This is a genomic window from Pseudomonas sp. MF09156 (assembly GCF_059862305.1).
Map to the genome: position 1 here is coordinate 482,025 of NZ_JCBCUR010000003.1, position 23,708 is coordinate 505,732.

The 23,708-nt window shown below is 62.1% G+C and carries 20 protein-coding genes; 16 read left to right on the plus strand and 4 right to left on the minus strand.

Annotated features, from left to right (window positions below; translation table 11 throughout):
• Nucleotides 1-40: 40 nt before the first annotated feature.
• Nucleotides 41-1,354 (minus strand): ATP-binding protein, encoded by a 1,314-nt coding sequence (locus AC19YY_RS11235; RefSeq protein ID WP_169953894.1) that lies wholly within the window; start codon nucleotides 1,352-1,354, stop codon nucleotides 41-43.
• A 116-nt stretch (nucleotides 1,355-1,470) separates the two neighbouring features.
• Nucleotides 1,471-2,211, minus strand: a complete 741-nt coding sequence (gene ompR / locus AC19YY_RS11240; protein WP_032856582.1) for an osmolarity response regulator transcription factor OmpR — start codon at nucleotides 2,209-2,211, stop codon at nucleotides 1,471-1,473.
• Nucleotides 2,212-2,546: 335 nt separating this feature from the next.
• Here ompR and AC19YY_RS11245 point away from each other — a divergent pair, with 335 nt between their 5' ends.
• From AC19YY_RS11245 to tauD, 7 genes are all read left to right on the plus strand, one after another.
• The gene (locus tag AC19YY_RS11245) at nucleotides 2,547-4,883 is read left to right on the plus strand and encodes a Tex family protein (protein ID WP_169953895.1); all 2,337 of its coding nucleotides are present in this window, start codon (nucleotides 2,547-2,549) and stop codon (nucleotides 4,881-4,883) included.
• Nucleotides 4,883-5,266: a PaaI family thioesterase gene (locus tag AC19YY_RS11250; protein ID WP_169953896.1), complete on the plus strand. Its 384-nt coding sequence runs from the start codon at nucleotides 4,883-4,885 to the stop codon at nucleotides 5,264-5,266. The genes AC19YY_RS11245 and AC19YY_RS11250 overlap by 1 nt, the downstream gene beginning before the upstream one ends.
• A gap of 215 nt (nucleotides 5,267-5,481) precedes the next feature.
• A complete protein-coding gene (gene gshA, locus AC19YY_RS11255) occupies nucleotides 5,482-7,065 on the plus strand; it encodes a glutamate--cysteine ligase (RefSeq protein ID WP_170058172.1) in 1,584 nt (527 codons plus the stop codon).
• 203 nt (nucleotides 7,066-7,268) lie between these two features.
• Nucleotides 7,269-8,246, plus strand: coding sequence for a taurine ABC transporter substrate-binding protein (tauA, locus tag AC19YY_RS11260; RefSeq protein WP_170042337.1), 978 nt, complete (start codon nucleotides 7,269-7,271; stop codon nucleotides 8,244-8,246).
• 16 nt (nucleotides 8,247-8,262) lie between these two features.
• Nucleotides 8,263-9,042 carry a taurine ABC transporter ATP-binding subunit gene (tauB, locus tag AC19YY_RS11265; RefSeq protein WP_170058173.1) on the plus strand — a complete coding sequence of 260 codons (780 nt, stop codon included), beginning with the start codon at nucleotides 8,263-8,265 and terminating at the stop codon, nucleotides 9,040-9,042.
• Complete coding sequence (gene tauC / locus AC19YY_RS11270; protein WP_169953900.1) at nucleotides 9,039-9,866, plus strand: taurine ABC transporter permease TauC; 828 nt, start codon at nucleotides 9,039-9,041, stop codon at nucleotides 9,864-9,866. The genes tauB and tauC overlap by 4 nt, the downstream gene beginning before the upstream one ends.
• 12 nt (nucleotides 9,867-9,878) lie before the next feature.
• Nucleotides 9,879-10,715: a taurine dioxygenase gene (gene tauD, locus AC19YY_RS11275; protein ID WP_170042335.1), complete on the plus strand. Its 837-nt coding sequence runs from the start codon at nucleotides 9,879-9,881 to the stop codon at nucleotides 10,713-10,715.
• 114 nt (nucleotides 10,716-10,829) lie between these two features.
• Here the strand turns inward: tauD and betT are convergent, their stop codons facing one another.
• Nucleotides 10,830-12,791: a choline transporter BetT gene (gene betT / locus AC19YY_RS11280; RefSeq protein ID WP_170042557.1), complete on the minus strand. Its 1,962-nt coding sequence runs from the start codon at nucleotides 12,789-12,791 to the stop codon at nucleotides 10,830-10,832.
• A gap of 410 nt (nucleotides 12,792-13,201) precedes the next feature.
• Nucleotides 13,202-14,128, minus strand: a complete 927-nt coding sequence (gene epsC, locus AC19YY_RS11285; protein ID WP_170042334.1) for a serine O-acetyltransferase EpsC — start codon at nucleotides 14,126-14,128, stop codon at nucleotides 13,202-13,204.
• A gap of 167 nt (nucleotides 14,129-14,295) precedes the next feature.
• Here epsC and AC19YY_RS11290 point away from each other — a divergent pair, with 167 nt between their 5' ends.
• The 9 genes from AC19YY_RS11290 (at nucleotide 14,296) to AC19YY_RS11330 (ending at nucleotide 23,706) form a co-directional block, all read left to right on the plus strand.
• Nucleotides 14,296-15,288, plus strand: a complete 993-nt coding sequence (locus tag AC19YY_RS11290; protein WP_500604180.1) for a D-cysteine desulfhydrase — start codon at nucleotides 14,296-14,298, stop codon at nucleotides 15,286-15,288.
• Between the two features lie 177 nt (nucleotides 15,289-15,465).
• Complete coding sequence (tcyJ, locus tag AC19YY_RS11295) at nucleotides 15,466-16,260, plus strand: cystine ABC transporter substrate-binding protein (RefSeq protein WP_500604181.1); 795 nt, start codon at nucleotides 15,466-15,468, stop codon at nucleotides 16,258-16,260.
• Nucleotides 16,260-16,925 carry a cystine ABC transporter permease gene (gene tcyL / locus AC19YY_RS11300; protein WP_169953905.1) on the plus strand — a complete coding sequence of 222 codons (666 nt, stop codon included), beginning with the start codon at nucleotides 16,260-16,262 and terminating at the stop codon, nucleotides 16,923-16,925. Before tcyJ ends, tcyL begins: the two co-directional genes overlap by 1 nt.
• Before the next feature lie 3 nt (nucleotides 16,926-16,928).
• Nucleotides 16,929-17,675: an L-cystine ABC transporter ATP-binding protein TcyN gene (gene tcyN / locus AC19YY_RS11305; RefSeq protein ID WP_169953906.1), complete on the plus strand. Its 747-nt coding sequence runs from the start codon at nucleotides 16,929-16,931 to the stop codon at nucleotides 17,673-17,675.
• Between the two features lie 304 nt (nucleotides 17,676-17,979).
• Nucleotides 17,980-18,756 carry a hypothetical protein gene (locus AC19YY_RS11310; protein ID WP_500604182.1) on the plus strand — a complete coding sequence of 259 codons (777 nt, stop codon included), beginning with the start codon at nucleotides 17,980-17,982 and terminating at the stop codon, nucleotides 18,754-18,756.
• A gap of 185 nt (nucleotides 18,757-18,941) precedes the next feature.
• Nucleotides 18,942-20,183 carry an SfnB family sulfur acquisition oxidoreductase gene (locus tag AC19YY_RS11315; RefSeq protein ID WP_172312436.1) on the plus strand — a complete coding sequence of 414 codons (1,242 nt, stop codon included), beginning with the start codon at nucleotides 18,942-18,944 and terminating at the stop codon, nucleotides 20,181-20,183.
• Between the two features lie 23 nt (nucleotides 20,184-20,206).
• On the plus strand, nucleotides 20,207-21,400 hold the full coding sequence (locus AC19YY_RS11320; RefSeq protein ID WP_169953909.1) for an SfnB family sulfur acquisition oxidoreductase: 1,194 nt from the start codon (nucleotides 20,207-20,209) through the stop codon (nucleotides 21,398-21,400).
• Entirely contained in the window at nucleotides 21,400-22,752 is a 1,353-nt protein-coding gene (locus AC19YY_RS11325; protein ID WP_170042330.1) for an LLM class flavin-dependent oxidoreductase, read from the plus strand. The genes AC19YY_RS11320 and AC19YY_RS11325 overlap by 1 nt, the downstream gene beginning before the upstream one ends.
• A 144-nt stretch (nucleotides 22,753-22,896) precedes the next feature.
• Nucleotides 22,897-23,706 (plus strand): MetQ/NlpA family ABC transporter substrate-binding protein, encoded by an 810-nt coding sequence (locus AC19YY_RS11330; RefSeq protein WP_169953911.1) that lies wholly within the window; start codon nucleotides 22,897-22,899, stop codon nucleotides 23,704-23,706.
• Nucleotides 23,707-23,708: the final 2 nt, after the last annotated feature.

Sequence of the window (23,708 nt, forward strand, 5' to 3'; positions counted from 1 at the left end):
CGCAGGCAAACCAGCTCCCACATTTGATTTTCGTCGTGGCTTAGACCGCATCTCTTGGCAGCATCAGCCCCAATGGCAAGCGCACTCGCGCTTCCAACCCGCCATCGGCACGGTTACGCAGTTCGACATTGCCACCATGCATCGAAGCAATCCGCCGCACAATCGCCAGGCCCAGGCCGGTGCCTTTGCCACCACGGGCACGATCACCGCGGGTAAAGGGGTTGAAAATGCCTTCCAGCTCTGCCGGATCGATCCCGGCGCCACGGTCCATGACACTCAGCACCACATAAGGCGCATTTGTGTCACCCGACACATAGGCGGCGACTTCCACCTCGGTGCCCGCGTGATGCAAGGCGTTGCCGATCAGGTTGTTCAGCAGGCGCTTCATCGAGACCCGGCGCAACGCAAAGGGCTGGATCGGCTCCAGGCGCATGTGCACCTGCTCGCCATTCTGGTTGTAGGGCGCCACGACCTCGCGGACCAGGTCGGTCAGGTCCACCTCTTCCACCACCTCGTCACGACCATCGCGGATAAACGCCAGGAACTGGTCGAGAATCGCATCCATGTCTTCGATATCACGGACCATGTCATCGGTCAGGTCGGTATGGTTGCCCATCAACTCCAGGGACAGACGCAAACGTGTCAGCGGCGTGCGCAGGTCGTGTGAAACCCCGGCCAGCATCAGCTCACGCTCACGACCGGCCTGTTCGACATCCTCGGCCATCTGGTTGAACGCGCTGTAGACCTCGGTCATTTCGCTGGGAGTGTCGCTGATCGGCAGGCGCACGCTGCGACCCTGCCCCAATTGCCTGGCCGCAAATACCAGGCGCTTGAGTGGCTGGTTGAGCTGACGCACGAAGATCCAGGCCGACGCAGTGGAAAGCAAGCCAATGGCCAGGAACCAACCGAGCACGTTCCAGATCTTCTGACCCCGCAGCGGGTGGGGATACAACGGCACTTTCAGCCATCCATCCCCCAGGCTCGGGGCTCGCACCCACAAGGCTGGCGAAACATGCATGCGCAGCCGCACCTCAGTGTCTTCGCCCAATTCGGCCTGCATCTGGCGCTGGTAGATCTCGCTGTAGGGCCAATGCTGTTCGCCCTCCGGCACGCCCGCACCCACCACGCGAGTCAAGGTTGCCGCCTTGGCGATTTTTTCACGATTCTCCGGGTCGGCAGCCCAGTAGGCACGCAACGTCAACGCAACACCGTGACTGTACTGGCGGTCTACCAACACGTCTTCGTTCATCAGCAGGTAAACGAGGGTCAGCGCCTTGGAAAACAGCACGACGATCAGCACCAGCCAAAGGGTGCGGGAGAAGAAACTTTGCGGGAACCACAGCGGGGTTTTCATAGAAGACAGCTAGACACCTGGCAAGAGCGAGCCACGCTCGCAGAATTGCAGACGCCGGGCATCCGGCCGACCCGCTGGGATCGAACTCCGGAATACCCGCATGTGCAAATCATCGGTTACTTGGTTGCCGTGCCATCCGGCACAAACACGTAACCCACGCCCCACACTGTCTGGATATAACGCGGCTTGGACGGGTCCGGCTCGATCATCCGGCGCAGACGGGAAATCTGCACATCGATGGAGCGCTCCAGGGCGTCCCATTCACGACCACGGGCCAGGTTCATCAGCTTGTCACGGGTCAGCGGTTGGCGAGCGTTCATCACCAGCGCCTTGAGTACCGCGAATTCGCCCGTGGTGAGCATGTGGACTTCTTCGCCACGCTTGAGCTCACGGGTGGCCAGCGACAGCTCGTAGTCACCAAAGGTCACGCTTTCGTCTTCGCTGCCTGGAGCGCCCGGAACCGGAGCCGCCTGGCGACGCAATACAGCCTTGACCCGCGCCATCAGCTCGTCGGGGTTGAACGGCTTGGCCAGGTAATCGTCGGCGCCCAGTTCCAGGCCTTTGATCCGGCTCAGTTCATCGCCCTTGGCGGTCAGCATGATGATCGGAATCTGGTTGTTGGTGCTGCGCAGGCGCTTGCAGGCGGTCAGGCCGTCTTCACCGGGCAACATCAGGTCGAGTACGACCAGGTTGAAGACCTCGCGCCCCAGCAGGCGGTCCATCTGCTCGGTGTTCGGCACCGCGCGGGCACGGTAGCCCTTGGAGGTGAAGAACCGCTCCAGCAGGCTGCTCAGCCCCGGATCGTCATCAACGATGAGAATTTTTTCGCCTTCAGCAGTTTGTGCAGTGCTGCTCATTGGATGCTCCTCTTATCTGGCGCGCATTATGGCTTAGCTGCCGTTATACGCACGGTACGCATTGTTAGCAGATTTTTCTCCAACCACCAGTACGCCTGCTCCTGGCGCAATCCCCCCAAGGACGGATCGCTGGTTATAATGCCGCGCCTCAGTGCCGGGCAATACCAAGGCCGGCCTGGTGTTTTTTTCATCTGCTAGTCGTGACTTTTTCGATTTCGAGGGTCAATAGGCTGCCTCTTGACCCAGGCAGCGGCGCCAGTCGGGCCGCTCAACCAGCCGCGCAGGGCCTTGTTTTGCGGGCCTGCACACTGCTTTCAAGAATTTCAGGTGGTTTTATGGACAGCATCAACAGCCGCATCGCCGAGGAACTCGGTGTACGCCCACAACAGGTCGAAGCGGCCGTCGCTCTACTGGATGAAGGCTCCACGGTGCCCTTCATCGCCCGTTACCGTAAAGAAGTGACCGGCAGCCTCGATGATATCCAGCTGCGACATCTGGAAGAACGCCTGCGCTACCTGCGAGAACTCGACGAACGGCGTGTCAGCATCCTCGCCAGCATCCAGGAGCAGGGCAAGCTGACCCCGCAACTCGAACGCGACATCAAGCTCGCCGACACCAAGACCCGCCTCGAAGACCTGTACCTGCCGTACAAGCAGAAACGCCGCACCAAGGGCCAGATCGCCCTGGAAGCCGGCCTCGGCGAACTGGCAGACGGCCTGTTCAACGACCCGTCCCTGGCCCCGGAAACCGAAGCTGCGCGCTTTGTCGATGGCGAAAAAGGCGTGGCCGACGTCAAGGCGGCCCTCGAAGGCGCCAAGTACATCCTCATGGAGCGCTTCGCCGAAGACGCCAACCTGCTGGAAAAACTGCGTAACTACCTGAAACAGGAAGCCACCCTCAGCGCCCGCGTGATCGCCGGCAAAGAGGAAGAAGGCGCCAAGTTCCGCGATTACTTCGAGCACGACGAACCGCTCAAGAGCATGCCGTCCCACCGCGCCCTCGCCATTTTCCGCGGGCGCAACGAAGGTATTCTCAGCTCCGCGCTGAAAGTCGGCGACGAACTGCCGGGCACCATGCACCCGTGCGAAGGCATGATCGGCCAACAATTCGGCATCCAGAATCAGAATCGTCCTGCAGATAAATGGCTCGGTGAAGTCGTGCGCTGGACCTGGAAGGTCAAGCTCTACACCCACCTGGAAACCGACCTGCTGGGCGAACTGCGCGACGGCGCCGAGACCGAGGCGATCAACGTATTCGCCCACAACCTGCACGACCTGCTACTCGCCGCGCCGGCCGGCCCGCGCGCGACCCTGGGCCTGGACCCGGGCCTGCGCACCGGTTGCAAGGTCGCCGTGGTCGACGCCACCGGCAAGCTGCTGGACCACGCCACCGTGTACCCGCATGTACCCCACAACAAGTGGGACCAGACCATCGCCATCCTGGCCGCCCTGTGCGCCAAGCACGCGGTAGACCTGATCGCCATCGGCAACGGCACCGCCAGCCGAGAAACCGACAAGCTGGCCCTGGAGCTGATCAAAAAATACCCAGGCATGAAAATGACCAAGGTCATGGTCTCCGAAGCGGGCGCTTCGGTGTACTCGGCGTCGGAGTTGGCCTCCAAGGAATTCCCGGACCTCGATGTATCGATCCGTGGCGCAGTGTCCATCGCGCGCCGCCTGCAGGATCCACTGGCCGAACTGGTGAAGATCGACCCTAAATCCATCGGCGTCGGCCAGTACCAGCACGATGTGTCGCAGCTGAAACTGGCGCGCGGCCTGGATGCAGTGGTGGAAGACTGTGTGAACAAGGTCGGCGTCGACGTCAACACTGCCTCGGTCGCCTTGCTCGCACGGATTTCCGGCCTCAACTCCACCCTGGCGCAGAATATCGTCACCCATCGTGATGAAAACGGCGCGTTCAAGACCCGAGCGGCACTGAAAAAAGTCGCACGCCTTGGCGAAAAAACCTTCGAACAGGCCGCAGGCTTCCTGCGCGTGATGAACGGTGACAACCCGCTGGACGCCTCGGCGGTCCACCCCGAAGCCTATCCGCTGGTGCAACGCATTGCCGCTGAAACCGACCGCGATATCCGCTCGCTGATCGGTGACGCCGGGTTCCTCAAGCGCCTGGATCCGAAGAAGTACACCGACGAAACCTTCGGCGTGCCGACCATCACCGACATCCTGCAAGAGCTGGAAAAACCCGGTCGCGACCCGCGTCCCGAGTTCAAGACCGCCGAGTTCCAGGAAGGCGTCGAAGACCTCAAGGACCTACAGCTGGGAATGATCCTCGAAGGCGTGGTGACCAACGTGACCAACTTCGGTGCCTTTGTGGACATCGGCGTGCATCAGGACGGTTTGGTGCATATTTCTGCGCTTTCGGAGAAGTTCATCAAGGATCCGCGTGAGGCGGTGAAAGCCGGGGATGTGGTCAAGGTCAAGGTCATGGAAGTCGATATCCCGCGCAAACGCGTGGGCCTGTCGATGCGTATGAGCGATACCCCCGGCGAGAAAATCGACGGCGCCCGTGGCGCACGCCCAGGTTCAGCGCCGCGCCAGTCGCAAAACCGCTCTGAAAACACTGCACCGCGCAAGGAAACCGCCACCGCAGCCCCGGCCAACAACGCCATGGCTTCGTTGTTCGCCAACGCCAAGCAACTGAAAAAACGCTGATGGAGCTGCCAGCCGGCCTGACCCACAGCGCTTTCAGCGAACTGCTCGGCTGCCGCCTGCAACGCCTGGACCAGGGCGTTGCCGAGGTTGCCCTGAGCCTTGAGCCGCAACTGCGCAACCGCGCGGGCAAGCTCCATGGCGGGGCGATTTTCAGCCTGGTGGACATTGCCATGGGGCTGGCCTGTTCCAGCGCCCATGGTTTCGACCAGCAGAGTGCGACCATCGAGTGCAAAATCAATTACATCCGTGCCGTGTCCGACGGTGACGTGCTGTGTACCGCCCGGGTCATCCACCCCGGCCGGCGCACGCTGGTGGTCGAGGCCGAGGTGTATCAGGACGAAAGACTCGTCGCAAAAGCACAAGGCACCTTCGCTGTCCTATAGCTCCCGGTCATCAATTTGGGTTAATTTCGGCGCTGCAAAAACAGCGTCGGAATTTTCTTCCTGCGCGATAGCCTAATTCAGGGAATGAAGTCGGCACTTTCAGAGCAGGTTATTCCGGCTCGAAAACCAGGCGATAACGCCAGTTTTAACTTCACCCTTGTAGACCGTCTTGCCCACCCCCATATTGGGGCGACTGACGCGTGAAGGAATCCAACTTGAGCGAACTTCTCAACCGCCGCCTGGCTCTGCTCGGCAAGCGCGAACACCTCTCTTTGCTTGAGCATTGCCTGCACGGCATCGAGCGTGAATGCCTGCGTGTCACCGGCGAAGGCCGCCTGGCTCAAACGCCGCATCCAGAGGCCCTGGGCGCGGCATTGACCCATGAATCGATCACCACCGACTATTCCGAGTCGCTGCTGGAGTTCATCACGCCGGCGCTGCCCAACCCGGCAGATACCCTGCGCAGCCTCGACAAGATTCATCGTTTTGCCTACAGCAAGCTCGGCAACGAGTACCTGTGGAGTCCATCGATGCCGTGCCCGTTGCCGGCCGAGGAAGATATTCCGATTGCCTACTACGGCACCTCCAACATCGGACAGCTCAAGTACGTGTATCGCAAGGGCCTGGCCCTGCGCTACGGCAAGACCATGCAGTGCATCGCCGGGATCCACTACAACTTTTCCCTGCCGGAAGAGCTGTGGCCGCTGCTCAAGGAAACCGAGGGTTTCGTGGGCACCGACCGTGACTACCAGTCCACGGCCTACATCGCCCTGATCCGTAACTTCCGCCGCTACAGCTGGCTGCTGATGTACCTGTTCGGTGCCTCGCCGGCCCTGGATGCGGGTTTCCTGCGCGGACGTTCCCATCAGCTTGAACAGTTCGATGCCGACACCCTGTACCTGCCATATGCCACCAGCCTGCGCATGAGCGACCTGGGTTACCAGAGCAACGCCCAGGCGGGCCTGACCCCTTGCTACAACGATCTGGCCAGCTACACCGACAGCCTGCGCGAAGCGGTGGCAACGCCCTACGCGCCCTACGTCGAAGTCGGCACCCATAAGGATGGTGAGTGGGTCCAGCTCAACACCAACATCCTGCAGATCGAAAACGAGTACTACTCCAACATCCGCCCCAAACGCGTGACCTACACCGGCGAGCGGCCGATCCAGGCGCTGATGGCCCGTGGCATCCAGTACATCGAAGTGCGCTGCCTGGACATCAACCCGTTCCTGCCGATGGGCATCGACTTGCCGGAGTCGCGCTTCCTCGACGCGTTCCTGCTGTATTGCGCGCTGAACGACAGCCCGCTGTTCGAAAACAACGAGTGCGCCAATGCCACGTCGAACTTCCTCAGCGTGGTCAAGGAAGGCCGGCGCCCGGGCCTGCAATTGCAGCGTCGCGGCGAATCGGTGGAAATGAAGGAATGGGCCGCCGAGCTACTGGAAAAAATCGCACCGCTGGCTGCGCTGCTCGACCAGAGCCAGGGCATCAACGAACACAGCCAGGCACTGGATGCCCAGTTGGCGAAGATCAAGGACTCCTCCCTGACCCCGTCGGCCCAGGTGTTGGCGACCATGCAGGAGCGCAAGGAAAGCTTCGCGCAGTTCTCCCTGCGTCAGAGCGAAGTGCATGCCGAGTACTTCCGTAGCGAGCCGTTGCCGGCAGACGAGCAGGCGCGCTTTGAAGAGCTGGCCCGCAGTTCCCTGGCACAACAGGCCGAGCTTGAGCAGAACGAAGTGGGCGATTTCGATGTGTTTGTCGGGTCTTACCAGGCCAGCATCCTGGCGATCAGCAACTGACACGCCCTTTGTAGGAGCGAGCTTGCTCGCGAAAAACTCAAGCACGCCGCGTTTATCCAAGCCGAACGCGTCATCGTTAAGGTTTTTCGCGAGCAAGCTCGCTCCTACATAAGCTAATTCGAAAATGTTATTTATTTTCGGATTCTTAGATCATTTAGTCTCCTCACACGCCGACCTGCGGCCGCCTGATGAGGAGCTTTTCCATGCTACGACCTTTCCCTTTACGCCTCCTGGCGGCCCTGTCCCTGGCCGGCGCCAGCCTGCTTGCCCAGGCGGCCGACGTGACCATCGCCTATCAGACCACCGTTGACCCGGCCAAAGTCGCCCAGGCCGACGGTGCTTATGAAAAAGCCACAAACGCCACTATCGACTGGCGCAAATTCGACAATGGCGCCGATATCATTGCCGCCATCGCTTCCGGCGATGTGCAGATCGGCTACCTCGGTTCCAGCCCGCTGACCGCGGCCATCACCCGCAAAGTGCCGGTGCAGACCTTCCTCGTCGCCACCCAGATCGGCGGCGCCGAAGCCCTGGTGGCGCGCAACGGTTCCGGGATCAACAGCCCGCAGGACCTGATCGGCAAGAAAATCGCCGTACCGTTTGTCTCAACCGGCCACTACAGCCTGCTGGCCGCGCTCAAGCATTGGAACATCGACCCATCGAAAGTCACCGTACTCAACCTCGCCCCGCCCGCCATCATTGCCGCCTGGAAGCGTGGCGATATCGATGCCACTTATGTCTGGGACCCGGCCCTGGGCGTGGCCAAGGAAAACGGCAAAGTGCTGATCACCTCCGGCGAACTGGCCAAGTTCGGCGCGCCGACCTTCGATGCCTGGATCGTGCGTAAGGACTTTGCCGAGAAGCACCCGGAAATTGTCAGCGCCTTCGCCAAAGTCACCCTCGATGCCTACGCCCAATACCGTAAAGACCCACAAGCCTGGCTGGCCGACAAGGGCAATGTCGACAAACTGGTGAAGCTCTCCGGCGCCAAGGCCAGCGACATTCCGCTGCTGCTGCAAGGCAACGTCTACCCGCTGGCCGCTGATCAAGTAACCCTGCTCGGCGCCCCGACCACCAAGGCCGTGACCGACACCGCCGCGTTCCTCAAGGAACAAGGCAAGGTCGAGGCCGTGCTGGCGGACTACGCCCCTTACGTCAGCGCCAAGTTCATCACTAACTGATCAGGAGTTCACCGCGATGGCCTTGCTACAGCTGGAGCGCATCAGCGCACAGTACCCAGGCGCGACCACGCCCGTGCTGGCGGACATTTCCCTGACCCTTGGCCCCCAGCAATTGCTGGTGGCCCTCGGCCCTTCCGGCAGTGGCAAGACTTCGCTGTTGAACCTGATTGCCGGCTTCGTCGAACCCAGCGCCGGGCGCATCACCCTAGATGGCGTGCCCGTCCAAGGCCCGAGTGCCGAGCGCGGCGTGGTGTTCCAGGACGATGCCTTGCTGCCCTGGCAGGATGTGCTGGCCAATGTCGGCTTCGGCCTGGAGCTGGCCGGCGTGCCCAAGGCCCAGCGGCAAGTCCGCGCCCGGGAAATGCTCGCCCTGGTGGACCTGGCCGGCTTTGACAGCCGGCGCATCTGGCAGCTGTCTGGCGGGCAGAAACAACGCGTCGGCCTGGCCCGCGCCCTGGCGGCCGACCCACGGGTGCTGCTGATGGACGAACCCTTCGGCGCCCTCGATGCCTTCACCCGCGAACAGATGCAGGAGCTGCTGCTGCAAGTCTGGCGGCGCACGGCCAAGCCGGTGTTCCTGATCACCCACGACATCGAAGAAGCGGTCTTCCTCGCCACTGACCTGATTTTGCTGGCACCCAACCCCGGGCAAATCGTCGAGCGCCTGAGCCTGGATTTCGGCCAGCGTTACGCGGCCGGCGAGCCGGCCCGCGCGATCAAGTCCGACCCACGGTTTATCGAAACCCGCGAACATGTGCTGGGCAAAGTGTTCTCGCAACGGCAGGTGTACGCATGAGCAGCTATGAAATCCCGGCCACCGCCGCCAACCCAATCACCCCGCCGTTGCGCCGCAGCCTGAGCACGCGCTGGATCAGCCTGCTGACCCTGGTTGCGCTGCTGGCGCTGTGGTGGGCCGTGACCGCCAGCGGGCTGATCGAGCCGCTGTTCCTGCCGCCACCGTCTGCCGTGCTGCAAAAAGGCTGGCTGCTGGCGACCAGCGGCTATATGGATTCCACCCTCTGGCAGCACCTGGGCGCCAGCCTTGGGCGTATCGGCCTGGGCCTGGGCTTTGCGGTGCTAACTGCCGTGCCGATCGGCATTGCCATCGGCGCCAACCGCATCGCCCGCGGCATTCTCGACCCGCTGATCGAGTTCTACCGGCCGATCCCGCCGCTGGCCTATCTGCCGTTGATCGTGATCTGGTGCGGCATCGGCGAGCTGTCCAAGGTGTTGCTGATCTACCTGGCGATCTTCGCCCCGATTGCCATCGCCACCGCCACCGGCGTACGCACGGTCGACCCGGCCAAATTGCGCGCAGCACAGTCTTTGGGCGCCACCCGGGCGCAGTTGATTCGCCATGTGATTCTGCCCAGCGCCCTGCCCGACATTCTCACCGGTGTGCGCATCGGCCTGGGTGTGGGTTGGTCGACCCTGGTGGCCGCCGAGTTGATCGCAGCTACCAGCGGCCTGGGGTTCATGGTGCAGTCGGCGGCGCAGTTTCTGGTGACCGATGTGGTGGTGCTGGGCATCCTGGTGATCGCGCTGATCGCCTTTGCCATGGAAATGGGCCTGCGCGCCCTGCAGCGTAAATTGGTGCCGTGGCATGGCCAGGCACACTAAGAAGAGAACAACATGAGCCGCCTGACCGTTACCCCTTTAAGCACCGCCCTGGGCGCCCAGATCAGTGGCGTCGATATCAGCCAGCCGCTGAACCTCGAACAGCGCGACGCCATCGAGCAGGCGTTGCTCCAGCATTCGGTGCTGTTCTTTCGCGACCAGCCGATCACCCCGCAGCAGCAAGCGCGCTTCGCGGCGAATTTCGGTGACCTGCACATTCACCCGATCTACCCCAACGTGCCCGAGCAGCCAGAAGTGCTGGTGCTCGACACTGCCGTCACTGACGTGCGCGACAACGCCATCTGGCACACCGACGTGACCTTCCTGCCCACCCCGGCCCTGGGCGCAGTACTCAGCGCCAAGCTGCTGCCAGCCTTTGGCGGTGACACACTGTGGGCCAGCGGTATCGCGGCCTTTGATGCGTTGTCAGAACCGATGAAGGCTTTTTTGACCGGCCTGACGGCAACCCATGACTTCACCCGCTCGTTCCCTCTGGAGCGTTACGGCAACACCGCCGAAGACCTGGCCCGCTGGGAGGAGGCCCGCAGAAAGAACCCGCCACTGTCCCACCCGGTGATCCGCACCCACCCGGTCAGCGGGCGCAAATCGCTGTTTGTCAGTGAGGGCTTCACCACCCGGATCAACGAACTGGAGCCGGCCGAAAGCGAAGTCATCCTCAAGCTGCTGTTCGCCCACGCCACCCGGCCGGAATTCACCATCCGCTGGCGCTGGCAAGCCAACGACGTGGCCTTCTGGGACAACCGCGTGACCCAGCACTACGCCGTGGACGACTACCGCCCACAGCGGCGAGTGATGCACCGGGCGACGATTCTGGGTGACGTCCCCTTCTAACAAACCCTTGTAGGAGCGAGCTTGCTCGCGAAAAACCCAAAGACGCTGCGGGGCATCAGATGCCCCGCGTTTTCGTTGGCGATCTTCGCGAGCAAGCTCGCTCCTACCGTTTGTTCAGCGGACCAAATGCAGGAACTGCAAGTGCCGCTCGTACTGGTCGAGGATGTCGTTGATGATCTGCTCCTTGGTGTAGCCCACCAGGTCGTAGTCCTGGCTGCCCTCGCTCAAGTGCACTTCGGCGCGGTAGTAGCGACGGTTGTTCATCTCTTTGGAACCCATGCCGCCACGGGCAAAGGACGGCGTGAAGTAGCCGCGCATCTGCACCTGGTAGACAAACGGATGCTCTTCGCCGTGGCCGATTTCCAGGCTGACGCTGTCGTTGGACGGGTCGGGCTGGGTGACCACGTTCAGGCCCTTCTCGACAAACACGGCGGTCACTTCTTCAATCGCCGGGCGGACCGTGGTTTCGAGGAAGCGGTAGACCTCGTCCCGTGAAGGGAAATGCACCGCCTGGCTCAAGCGCTGGCGCCAGCCGCCACGGCCCTTGCGTGATGCCGACACCGGGGCCAGGGAGTGCAGTTGGGCGATCTGCTTCTGGGATTCGAGGTAGAACGCCTTGTGCAGCCCCCACATCATCAACAGCAGGATCATCGAGAACGGCAGCGAAGTCAGCACCACCGCGGACTTGAGCGAGTCGATGCTACCGGCAAACAGCAAGGCGCTGGTCACCAGCGCCGTCATCGCGCCCCAGAACACCCGCAGCCACTTGGGCCCGTCTTCATCGGCGTTGCCGCCCTTGGACGACAGGGTCGACAGCACCACGGTGCCGGAGTCGGCCGAAGTGACAAAGAACACAAAGCTGATAAACACCGTGACGGCGATCACGGTCTTGCTCCACGGGTAGGTTTCCAGCAGCAGGTACAGGCTCATCGACGGGTCGTCGATGGCCGACTGACCCAGGGCAACCATGCCGTGGTTGAGCACCTGGTCAATCGCGCTGTTGCCGAAGATCGACATCCACGCCAGGGTGAAGCCCAGCGGGATCAGCAGTACGCCAAAGACGAACTCGCGGATGGTGCGACCACGGGAGATCCGTGCGATGAACAGGCCCACGAACGGCGACCAGGCGATCCACCAGGCCCAGTAGAACACCGTCCAACCGCCCAGCCAGTCGCTGGGCTTGTCGTAGGCGTACACATCAAAACTCTTGCTCGGCAACGCGCCAAGGTAGTCACCGATGTTCTGGATCAGGGTGTTGAGCAAATGCTGGGTGGGCCCGGCGAACAACACAAACAGCAGCAGCGCACAGGCCAGCAGCATGTTGATGTCGGACATGACCCGCACGCCCTTGTCGACACCGGCCACCGCAACCAGGATCGCCGCGCCCATCATCAGGGTGATCAGGCCGACCTGGATCCATTGGGTGTGGGCGATGCCAAACAGGTAGTCCAGGCCCGAGTTGAGGTGCAGCACCCCAAAGCCCATGTCAGCCCCCAGGCCGAACACCGTGGCGATAATGCCGAAGCCATCCACCGCGTAGCCGATGGGGCCATTGATGCGCTTGCCGATCAGCGGATACAGCGCCGAACGCAAGGCCAGCGGCAGGTTATGCCGGTAGGCGAAGTACGCCAGGGCCATGCCGACAAACGCAAATACCCCCCAGCCATGCAGGCCCCAATGCAGGAACAGCACCTGCATGGCCTGGCGCGCCGCGTCGGCGTTCAAGGCCTCGCCCTGGGGCGGTTGCACCAGGTGGGTCAAGGGTTCCGAGACGCAGAAGAAAAACAGCGTGATGCTGATCCCGGCGGCAAACAGCATGCCGGCCCAGGACAGGTAACTGAATTCGGGCTCGTCGTGGTCGGCACCGAGTTTGATCTTGCCGTAGCCAGACAACGCGGTGACCACCACGAAGACCAGATACAGGGTCATCGCCAGCATGTAGTACCAGCCGACCGTATTGGCCGCCCAGTTTTGCGCGGCCAGCAACCAGGCGCCGGCCTGTTCGGGGATCGCGATTACGGTGACACCAAACAGCAGGATGAAGCTGGCGGCGAAGTAAAACACCGGCGCATTCATGCGCACCAGGCCGCTTGGAGGGACAGACGATGCACTCATGAACCGTGCACCTCGAGGGTGTGGGATGTGGCTGTATAAAACGGACTCAGCAAAGGTAAGCCTCCTGTTGTGAGCGGGCAGCGAACCACCGGTTTAACTTGAACGAACGTTCAAGTTAAACATGGATAGGCGGTCTGGGACTAATCGCAGGGCTGAGTGGTAGGTAATTCCTACACTAGCTCAAGGAAGGGTATGACGGATGGGAGAGGCAAAACGTTCAGCGATTGCTTACCTAAATTGAAATGCTATCCCCTGTGGGAGCGGGCTTGCCCGCGATAGCTTGGAGTGTCAGGTTAGCGGCATTTGACTGGCCTACCGCCATCGCGGGCAAGCCTGCTCCCACACAAGCCCGCTCCCACATTAGGTCGTCACTACTTCTGCGTCCCATCATCATGCTGCAAATTCGCCTGCGTGATGTTCGCCCCCGCCGGCACGCTGCGCGTCAGCCACACGTTGCCGCCAATGGTCGAGCCCTGGCCGATGGTGATCCGCCCCAGGATCGTCGCCCCGGCGTAAATCACCACATCGTCCTCGACAATCGGGTGCCGTGGATGGCCCTTCTGCAACTGCCCGTCCTCATCCGCCGGGAAACGCTTGGCGCCCAGGGTCACCGCTTGATAAATGCGCACCCGCTCACCAATGATCGCCGTCTCGCCAATCACCACACCCGTGCCGTGGTCGATAAAGAAACTCGGGCCGATCTGCGCACCGGGGTGAATATCGATGCCGGTCGCCGAATGGGCGATTTCCGCGCTGATCCGCGCGAGCAAAGGCAGCCCGGCGCGATACAAATGGTGGGCCAGGCGATGGTGGATCACCGCGAGGATCCCCGGATAGCACAGCAACACCTCATCCACACTGCGCGCGGCCGGGTCGCCGTGATAGGCCGCCAGCACATCGGTGTCCAACAGGCTGCGCAGCGCCGGCAAGGCCAGGGCAAAATCCTGGATCAGGCGAATGGCCAATGCATCGACTTCATTATCGGCCCGGCCGCCTTGGCGTGCGGCATAGCGCAACTCCAGGCGTGCCTGGGCGAGCAGGGCATTGAGCGCCACATCGAGGGTATGGCCGACGTAGAAATCCTCACTCTCCTCGCGCAAATCCACCGGCCCCAGGCGCATGGGGAACAGTGCGCCGCACAGCGCTTCAAGAATCTGCGCCATCGCATCACGGGAAGGTAACTCGCGACCGCCCTGCTCGCCGCTGACCCGGCCGTTGCGCGTACGCCACTGATCCCGGGCGCCGCGCAACTGGCTGACGATGGTCTGTAATTGCCAATGACTGGAACGCTCGCTCACGGTAATCCCTCCTGAGGTAATGGCCATCACTTTACGGTATGCAACCGGGCCGCTCTTAATAACCAATGGTGCGATGCTCATAACGTTCTGGCATAAGCAACTGGCGGTTGCCCGCGCAAAAAGCCCTGCCTATAGTCCCTCCCATCTTCTATTACCCGTGCGTAACCATGATCAAACAACAGCTCGAGCGTTTTAACCGTCTGGAACTACTGGGTGGCGCCACCGCCCTGGAAAAACTCGAACGACTGTCGACCTGGCTGGGCCGTGATATCTACGTCAAGCGCGACGACACCACGCCGCTGGCCATGGGCGGCAACAAACTGCGCAAGCTCGAATACCTCGCCGCCGATGCCCTGGCCCAGGGCGCCGATACGCTGATCACCGCCGGCGCGATCCAGTCCAACCATGTGCGCCAGACCGCAGCCCTCGCCGCCAAGCTGGGCCTGGGCTGTGTCGCCCTGCTGGAAAACCCCACGGGCACCGACGACCCCAACTACCTGGGCAACGGCAACCGCTTGTTGGTCGAGTTGTTCGACGCCAAGGTCGAACTGGTCGAAAACCTGGACAACGCCGACGAGCAACTCCACGCCCTGGCCGAACGCCTGCGCAGCAACGGCAAGACCCCCTATCTGGTGCCAATCGGCGGCTCCAACGCCCTGGGTGCCCTGGGCTATGTGCGGGCCGGGCTGGAATTGGCCGGGCAGATCCAGGACAGCGGCCTGCAGTTTGCGGCGGTGGTCCTGGCCTCCGGCAGCGCCGGCACCCACAGCGGCCTGGCCCTGGCGTTGAGCGAAGTGCTGCCGGACTTGCCGGTGATTGGCGTCACCGTGTCGCGCACCGACGAGGCGCAACGGCCCAAGGTCCAAGGCCTGGCCGAACGCACGGCGCAATTGCTGGGGGTGGCGGTACCCGACGCGTTCAAAGTGATTTTGTGGGACGAATACTTCGCCCCGCGCTATGGCGAGCCCAACGCCGGAACCCTGGCGGCAATCAAGCTGCTGGCGAGTCAGGAAGGCCTGTTGCTGGACCCGGTCTACACCGGCAAGGCCATGGCCGGGTTGCTCGATGGCATCGGTCGCGACGCGTTCGGGGAAGGCCCGATCATCTTCCTGCACACCGGGGGGGCGCCGGCGTTGTTTGCCTATGATTCAGTGTTCTGACTGGACACATTGAATCTGCACCTGATATGCAAAAATGGAATATAAAACTTAATTTATATTATTTTTAACGCTTTAAAACTCGCCCTATAGTCGCGCTCCCACACACCGCGTTTTTAGGGCAGGATACGACCACTGCGTCACCTGCTTCGCACACCATAAAAAGCACAGGGGCTTGTCATGACTATTTCTGTATTGCGTCGTACGTTGCTGGTTGGCACTTTGGGCCTGGCCCTTGGCGCCGGGTTGTTGGGCCAGGCGGTTGCCGGCGAACAGCTGGGCAATATCAAGAAGGCCGGCGAGATCAAGATCGGCCTGGAAGGCACCTACCCGCCGTTCAGCTTCGTCGATGAAGACGGCAAGCTCAGCGGCTTTGAAGTCGAGCTGTCCGAAGCCCTGGCCAAGGAGCTGGGCGTCAAGGTCAAGCTGCAGGCCACCCCGTGGGACGGCATCCTCGCGGCCCTGGAATCCAAGCGCCTCGACGCGGTGGTCAACCAGGTGACGATCTCCGAAGAGCGCAAGAAAAAATACGATTTCTCCAAGCCCTACACCGTCTCCGGGATCCAGGCGCTGACCCTGGCGAAAAACGTCGACACCATCAAGACCGCCGACGACCTGGCCGGCAAGAAAGTCGGGGTGGGCCTTGGCACCAACTACGAACAATGGCTCAAGGACAACCAACCCAAAGCCATCATCAAGACCTATAACGACGACCCGACCAAGTTCCAGGACCTGCGCATCGGCCGTATCGACGCGATTCTGATCGACCGCCTGGCGGCCCTGGAATATGCGAAAAAAGCCAAGGACACTGCCGCTGCCGGTGACGCCTTCTCCCGCCAGGAATCAGGGATTGCCCTGCGCAAAGGCGAGCCTGAGCTGCTTGAGGTGGTCAACCAAGCTCTCGATAAACTGCGCGCCGACGGCACTTTGAAGAAGCTGTCCGAGAAATACTTCAACGCTGACGTCACTCAATAATGGAAGCAGGTTTCCAACTCGCGCTCGACTCCGCGCCCTTTTTGCTCAAGGGCGCGTATTACACGGTGATCCTCAGCCTCGGCGGGATGTTTTTCGGCTTGCTGCTGGGCTTCGGCCTGGCCTTGATGCGCCTGTCGCGCTTCAAGCTGTTGAGCTGGACGGCCAGGGTCTATGTCTCGTTCTTTCGCGGCACGCCGTTGCTGGTGCAGCTGTTTTTGATCTACTACGGCTTGCCGCAAGTGGGTATCGAGCTGGACCCGATCCCGGCGGCGATGATCGGCTTCTCGCTGAACATGGCCGCCTACGCCTGTGAAATCCTGCGCGCGGCCATCGGCTCCATCGAGCGTGGCCAGTGGGAAGCTGCCGCCAGTATCGGCATGACCCGCGCGCAGACCCTGCGCCGGGCCATCCTGCCGCAGGCGATGCGCACGGCCCTGCCGCCCTTGGGCAATAGTTTTATTTCGCTGGTCAAGGACACGGCGCTGGCCGCCACCATCCAGGTGCCCGAGCTGTTCCGCCAGGCCCAATTGGTATCGGCGCGCACCTTCGAAATTTTCACCATGTACCTGTCTGCGGCCCTGGTCTACTGGGTCCTGGCAAGCATCCTGGCGCATTTTCAGAACCGCCTGGAAGACCGGGTCAACCGGCATGACCTGGAGTCTTGAAGCATGATCGTGGTTGAAAAACTGACCAAACAATTCAAGGGTCAGGTGGTGCTCAATGGGATCGACCTGGAGGTCAAGGAAGGCGAAGTTGTCGCCATCATTGGCCCCAGCGGCTCCGGCAAGACCACCTTCCTGCGCTGCCTGAATTTCCTCGAAGAACCCACCAGCGGCCGGATCAAGGTCGGCGACATCGAGATCGACGGCAGCCGTCCGCTCAACCAGCAACAGGCCCTGGTGCGGCGCCTGCGCCAGCATGTGGGCTTTGTGTTCCAGAACTTCAACCTGTTCCCCCATCGCACCGCCCTGGAAAACGTCATCGAAGGCCCCCTGGTGGTCAAGAAGATGCCGCGCGACGCCGCCGACCGTCTCGGGCGGGCCCTGCTGGCCAAGGTCGGCCTGGCAGGCAAGGAAGACGCCTATCCACGGCGCCTGTCCGGTGGCCAGCAGCAACGGGTGGCCATTGCCCGGGCCTTGGCGATGGAGCCGGAAGTGATCCTGTTCGATGAGCCGACCTCGGCCCTCGACCCGGAGCTGGTGGGCGAAGTACTGGCGACCATCCGCAGCCTTGCCGAAGAGAACCGCACCATGGTCATCGTCACCCACGAAATGAGTTTTGCCCGGGACGTGGCCAACCGCGTGGTCTTTTTCGACAAGGGCGTCATCGTCGAGCAAGGCGACGCCAAGGCGTTGTTTGCCAACCCCAAAGAAGAACGCACCCGACAGTTCCTCAGCAAATTCCTCACCCACTGACCCTGCCCTTGTAGGAGCCGGCTTGCCGGCTCCCACATGTATCCTCCCTTTCGGAAAAGTCCCCGTAATCATTGGGCAAAGCGCCTATCAAAGCCGCCTTTAATAGCAGCCATCAGTAAGACCCTTCTGAATAATCCCCAACCCGCCGTTTAGCCTTTTGCCTCCATTGACGCCCCCTGGCCAACCCTCTTATCTAGGGCCCACTGGATTGGATCCTATCCTGGCTTTTCAAAAAAACGTTCCTTTCGAACCCCATGCCTGAGGTTCGGAACGATCGCTGCTGGCTGCATCAAGGAGATTATTTATGAAGCACATTCCCCCCCTGGCCATGCTCGCCGCGCCGACAGTGCCCCAGGCTCTCAAACAAGGTATCAACGCGCAGGCCGCCACCTATTTGCAGGTCGATATCGCCCCCTACCCGGACATGGGCAAGGGCGACTTGATCGAGCTGTTCTGGAACAACTGCTTTGCCGCCTCCAAGCGCGTGAGCGCCGCCGATATCGGCCAGCCCAGCAGCCTGCGGGTACCGGAAAGCTTTGTGCAAAATGGTGCCGCACGGATTCACTACCGGGTCATGCAAGTGGGGCGCGGCCCGGCGCGCTCGATGATTACCCGGGTGCAGGTCAAGACCGCCTGCCCGGGCGGCCCTCCATCGGTGCTGTGTGGCGCAGAAAACCAGAACCTGGCCCCCGTGGGCCTGCCTGAAACCATCCGCCGCCATGGCGTCAACCCCAGCCAGATCCGCCGGGGCGTGCCATTGACCATCGAGCCCTACCTGAACATGGCCGCCGGAGATGCAATCACCCTGCGCTGGGGCGATGCGCGCCTGGACCTGCCCCCCATCCACCCCACCGGGGTGGGGCGGCCCGTGCAGGTTTGGGTGCCTTCGACGCTGATCCTCGAAGCGGGGGACGACGCGCGCCAGGAGGTCACCTACTGCGTGATCGACCGCGTGGGCAACAACTCGCGGTGGGCGCCCGGGCGCATCGTGAGCATCGCCCAGGCCAAAGCCCCAGGCCCGGCCGAGCCCTTGTCGGTGTACCAGCCACGGCGTCCTGGCTCACCGTGCGAGCCGGGGTGACAGACCTTCTATGCATATTCCTAAAAGTTAGTTTATTTAAAAAATAAACACGCTTAGGGTATATGCACCGGACCACCGGACATTCCTGATTTTTTAGCTTTTCCACGGATGTGAGGTAGGTATGGTCAAAATTACCCCGGTGCACAACGCCAGGGCATTACGTGTAGCCACGCAGGGGCGCACCGATGTCTAACTTGGCGCAATCGCCCCTCCAGAGCGATCTGGATATCGCCCCGCTGCTACTGCCCGCCAAGGTGCTGCGCAACGACAGTGAAGCCCTCGCCGCCGCTCACGAGCTTGCCCAGGCCGCCCGCCTGCAAGCCGGCCTGCGTGACCGCCAGCGCAAACTGCCTTGGGCGGAAATCGAACAGTTCACCCGCAGCGGCCTGGGCAGCATTTCCATCCCCCGCGAATACGGTGGCCCACAAGTGTCGTTTGTGACCCTGGCCGAAGTGTTCGCGATTATCAGCGCCGTCGACCCGGCCCTGGGGCAGATCCCGCAGAACCACTTCGGCATCCTCCACGTGCTGCAAGGCGCCGCCAGCCAGGAACAGAAAAAGCAGCTGTTCCAAAGCGTCCTCGACGGCTGGCGCATCGGCAACGGCGGGCCGGAACGCGGCACTAAAAATACCCTGGATTTGAAGGCCCGGATCAGCGCCGAGGGTGACGGCTTTGTCATCAACGGCCAGAAGTTCTACTCCACCGGCGCACTGTTTGCCCATTGGGTCGCGGTCAAGGCCCTGGACGACGAAGGCCGCCAGGTCATGGCTTTTGTACGGCGTGGCACCCCGGGATTGCGTATCGTCGATGACTGGTCGGGCTTTGGCCAACGCACCACCGCCAGCGGCACCGTGCTGCTGAACAACGTGCCGGTAGATGCCGACCTGGTGGTGCCGACCTGGCGCCTGGGGCAGACCCCAGGCATCCAGGGCGCGGTCTCGCAATTGATCCAGGCCGCCATCGACGCCGGTATCGCCCGTGGCGCCCTCGACGACACCATCAGTTTTGTCCGCGAACGCTCGCGGCCGTGGATCGACGCCAAGGTCGAACGGGCCAGCGACGACCTCTATGTGATTGCCGACATCGGCAAGCTGAAAATCGAACTGCATGCCGCCGAAGCCCTGCTGCGCAAGGCCGGCCAGGTGCTGGACCAGGTCAGCGCCGCGCCCATCACCGAACACTCCGCCGCCCGGGCTTCGATTGCCGTGGCGCAAGCCAAGGTGCTGACCACCGAAGTCTCGCTGCTGGTCAGCGAGAAGCTCTTCGAACTGGCCGGCAGCCGCGCCACCCTCGCCGAATTCAACCTCGACCGTCACTGGCGCAATGCACGGGTGCACACCTTGCACGACCCAGTGCGCTGGAAATATCACGCGGTGGGCGCCTGGCACCTCAACGGAACATTGCCGGCCCGGCATTCCTGGATCTGACGACCAGACATCTGGAGAAAAACATGACGCTTTCCCATCCCGTCGCGGTCATCACCAGCGACGAGCAAGCCCTGATTGTCGCCAGCGACCTGGCCGAAGACTTTCGCCGCGACAGCGCCCTGCGCGACCGCGAACGCCGCCTGCCACACGCCGAGCTGGAAGCCTTTTCCCGCTCCGGCCTGTGGGGCATCAGCGTACCCAAGGCATACGGCGGCGCTGGCGTATCCAACGTCACCCTGGCCAAGGTCATTGCCCTGATCGCCCAGGCCGATGCCTCGTTGGGGCAGATTCCGCAAAACCATTTCTATGCCCTGGAAGTGCTGCGCGTAAATGGCAGCCCGGCGCAGCAACAACGCCTGTACGCCGAGGTGCTGGCCGGCCAGCGCTTTGGCAATGCCCTGGCGGAACTGGGCACCAAGACCGCCCATGACCGGGTGACGAAACTTGTGCGCGAGGGCGACGGATTTCGCATCAGCGGCCGCAAGTTCTACGCCACCGGCGCGATCTACGCCCAGCGCATTCCCACCTCGGTGGTGGATGAACTCGGCGTGCAGCAACTGGCCTTCGTGCCGCATGACAGCCAGGGCCTGACGGTGATCGACGACTGGAGCGGCTTTGGCCAGCGCACCACCGGCAGCGGCTCGGTGGTGTTCGACAATGTGTGGGTCGCCGCCGAAGACGTGATCCCGTTCCAGAGCGCCTTCGAGCGCCCGACCACAGTAGGCCCGCTGGCGCAGATCCTTCACGCGGCCATCGACACCGGCATCGCCCGCGCGGCCTTTGAAGACGCCCTGCATTTTGTGCGCACCAAGACCCGCCCATGGATCGACTCGGGCAATGACAAGGCCAGCGAAGACCCGCTGACCCTGAAAAGCTTCGGCCACCTGAGCGTCCGCCTGCACGCCACCGAAGCCCTGCTGGAGCGCTCCGGCGAATTCCTCGACCGCGCCCAGGCCGACAGCACCGCACACACCGTCGCTGCGGCATCGATCGCCGTGGCCGAAGCACGCGCCCTGAGCACCGAGATTTCCCTGGCCGCCGGCAGCACCCTGTTTGAACTCGCCGGCAGCCAGGCAACCCTCGCCGAACATGGCCTGGACCGCCACTGGCGCAACGCCCGGGTGCACACCCTGCACGACCCGGTGCGCTGGAAGTACCACGCAGTCGGCAATTATTACCTCAACGATGAAAACCCGCCGCTGCGGGGGACCATCTGATGGCGAAGAAAAAGATCCTGCTCAATGCCTTCAACATGAACTGCATCGGGCATATCAACCATGGCCTGTGGACGCACCCACGGGATACCTCGACCCAGTACAAGAGCGTCGAATACTGGACCGAACTGGCGCAACTGCTGGAGCGCGGGCTATTCGACGGCTTGTTTATCGCCGACATCGTTGGCGTGTACGACGTCTATCAAGGCTCGGTCGATGTGCCGCTCAAGGAGTCGATCCAACTGCCGGTCAACGACCCGCTGCTGCTGGTCTCGGCCATGGCTGCGGTGACGAAAAACCTCGGCTTCGGCCTGACCGCCAACCTGACTTACGAGCCGCCGTATCTGTTCGCCCGGCGCATGTCCACCCTCGATCACCTGAGCCGTGGCCGGGTGGGCTGGAACATCGTCACCGGCTATCTGGACAGCGCCGCCAAGGCCATGGGCCTCACCGAGCAGGTCGAACATGACCGGCGCTACGACCAGGCCGACGAGTACCTGGAGGTGCTGTACAAGCTGTGGGAAGGCAGTTGGGAAGACGACGCGGTACTCAACGACCCGCAACAACGGATCTATGCCCAACCGGGCAAGGTGCACAAGGTCGAGCACCACGGCGAGTTCTATCAGGTGGAGGGTTATCACCTGTGCGAGCCGTCGCCGCAGCGCACGCCAGTGTTGTTCCAGGCCGGCAGTTCGGAGCGCGGCCTGCTGTTCGCCGGGCGCCATGCCGAGTGCGTGTTCATCAGCGGGCAGAACAAGGCCGCGACCAAGGTGCAAGTGGACAAGGTGCGCGCCAGCGCGGTCGAGGCCGGGCGCAACCCGGACGATATCAAGGTGTTCATGGGCCTCAACGTGATTGTCGGCGCCACCGAGGCACTGGCCTGGGCCAAGCATGCCGAGTACCTGAGCTACGCCAGCGCCGAGGCCGGGGTGGCGCATTTCAGCGCCTCCACCGCCATCGACTTCTCGCAATACGAGCTGGATGAACCCATCCAGTACGTGAAGAGCAACGCGATCCAATCGGCCACCAAAGCCTTGCAGAACAACGACTGGACCCGTCGCAAGTTGTTGGAGCAACACGCGTTGGGCGGGCGCTATATCACCCTGGTGGGCTCACCCGCGCAGGTGGCTGATGAGCTGGAATCCTGGATCAGCGAGACCGGCCTGGATGGCTTCAACCTGACGCGCATTGTTACGCCGGAGAGCTATGTGGATTTCATCGAGTTGGTGATTCCGGAGTTGCAAAAACGGGGGTCGTACAAGACCGCTTATGAGAGCGGGACGCTGCGCGAGAAAGTGTTCCACCGCGATGCTCGCTTACCCGAACAACACACCGGCTCTCACTACCGCCACTAAACCAAAAATGTGGGAGCTGGCTTGCCTGCGATAACGGTGTGCCAGTTGATGCAGTTGGCACTGACACACCGTTATCGCAGGCAAGCCAGCTCCCACATTAGATCTTCGTTGTTTTTCCCCACACCTTATGACTGGAAATCGACCATGAAAAAAACACTGCTGTCCCACCCAGTCAAAGCACTGGCCCTGGCCCTCGGCCTGTTCAGCTCGGCGGTGTTTGCCGCCGATGCGCCGCTGAAAGTCGGCACCACGGCGGCCTTCGCCATCCCCCTGGAAGCCGCCGTCGAAGAGGCCGGCAAACAGGGCCTGAAAGTCGAGCTGGTGGAGTTCACCGACTGGATCGCGCCCAACGTCAGCCTCGCCGCCGGCGATATCGACGTGAATTACTTCCAGCACATTCCGTTCCTGGAAAACGCCAAGGCCGCCGCCGGTTTTGACCTGGTGCCGTTCAAGCCGGGGATCATCAACAACGTCGGCCTGTACTCGAAAAAATACAAAAGCTTCGATGAGCTGCCCCAGGGCGCCAGCGTGGCCATCGCCAACGACCCGATCAACAGCGGGCGCGGCCTGCAACTGCTGGCCAAGGCGGGCTTGATCACCCTCAAGCCGGGCGTGGGCTACAAGGCCACCGAAGAAGACATCGTCGCCAACCCGAAAAAGCTCAAGATCCTGCAAGTCGAAGCAGTGCAGCTGGTACGCGCCTATGACGATGCCGACCTGGTGCAGGGCTACCCGGCCTACATCCGCCTGTCCAAGACTTTCAATGCCGAGTCGGCGCTGCTGTTCGACGGCCTCGACCACCCGGAATACGTGATCCAGTTCGTGACCCAGCCCAAAGGCACAACCGACCCGCGGGTGATCAAGTTCGTCGAGATCTACCAGCATTCGCCGGTGGTGCGTGCTGCCCTGGATAAATCCCTCGGCACGCTGTACCAAGTCGGTTGGGAAGGCTGAAC

Coding starts and splice junctions, on each gene's coding strand:
- AC19YY_RS11235 (WP_169953894.1), bottom strand. CDS start 1,354: ATGAAAACCCCGCTGTGGTTCCCGCAAAGTTTCTTCTCCCGCACCCTT.
- ompR (WP_032856582.1), bottom strand. CDS start 2,211: ATGAGCAGCACTGCACAAACTGCTGAAGGCGAAAAAATTCTCATCGTT.
- AC19YY_RS11245 (WP_169953895.1), top strand. CDS start 2,547: ATGGACAGCATCAACAGCCGCATCGCCGAGGAACTCGGTGTACGCCCA.
- AC19YY_RS11250 (WP_169953896.1), top strand. CDS start 4,883: ATGGAGCTGCCAGCCGGCCTGACCCACAGCGCTTTCAGCGAACTGCTC.
- tauA (WP_170042337.1), top strand. CDS start 7,269: ATGCTACGACCTTTCCCTTTACGCCTCCTGGCGGCCCTGTCCCTGGCC.
- tauB (WP_170058173.1), top strand. CDS start 8,263: ATGGCCTTGCTACAGCTGGAGCGCATCAGCGCACAGTACCCAGGCGCG.
- tauC (WP_169953900.1), top strand. CDS start 9,039: ATGAGCAGCTATGAAATCCCGGCCACCGCCGCCAACCCAATCACCCCG.
- tauD (WP_170042335.1), top strand. CDS start 9,879: ATGAGCCGCCTGACCGTTACCCCTTTAAGCACCGCCCTGGGCGCCCAG.
- betT (WP_170042557.1), bottom strand. CDS start 12,791: ATGAATGCGCCGGTGTTTTACTTCGCCGCCAGCTTCATCCTGCTGTTT.
- AC19YY_RS11290 (WP_500604180.1), top strand. CDS start 14,296: ATGATCAAACAACAGCTCGAGCGTTTTAACCGTCTGGAACTACTGGGT.
- tcyJ (WP_500604181.1), top strand. CDS start 15,466: ATGACTATTTCTGTATTGCGTCGTACGTTGCTGGTTGGCACTTTGGGC.
- tcyL (WP_169953905.1), top strand. CDS start 16,260: ATGGAAGCAGGTTTCCAACTCGCGCTCGACTCCGCGCCCTTTTTGCTC.
- tcyN (WP_169953906.1), top strand. CDS start 16,929: ATGATCGTGGTTGAAAAACTGACCAAACAATTCAAGGGTCAGGTGGTG.
- AC19YY_RS11310 (WP_500604182.1), top strand. CDS start 17,980: ATGAAGCACATTCCCCCCCTGGCCATGCTCGCCGCGCCGACAGTGCCC.
- AC19YY_RS11315 (WP_172312436.1), top strand. CDS start 18,942: ATGTCTAACTTGGCGCAATCGCCCCTCCAGAGCGATCTGGATATCGCC.
- AC19YY_RS11320 (WP_169953909.1), top strand. CDS start 20,207: ATGACGCTTTCCCATCCCGTCGCGGTCATCACCAGCGACGAGCAAGCC.
- AC19YY_RS11325 (WP_170042330.1), top strand. CDS start 21,400: ATGGCGAAGAAAAAGATCCTGCTCAATGCCTTCAACATGAACTGCATC.
- AC19YY_RS11330 (WP_169953911.1), top strand. CDS start 22,897: ATGAAAAAAACACTGCTGTCCCACCCAGTCAAAGCACTGGCCCTGGCC.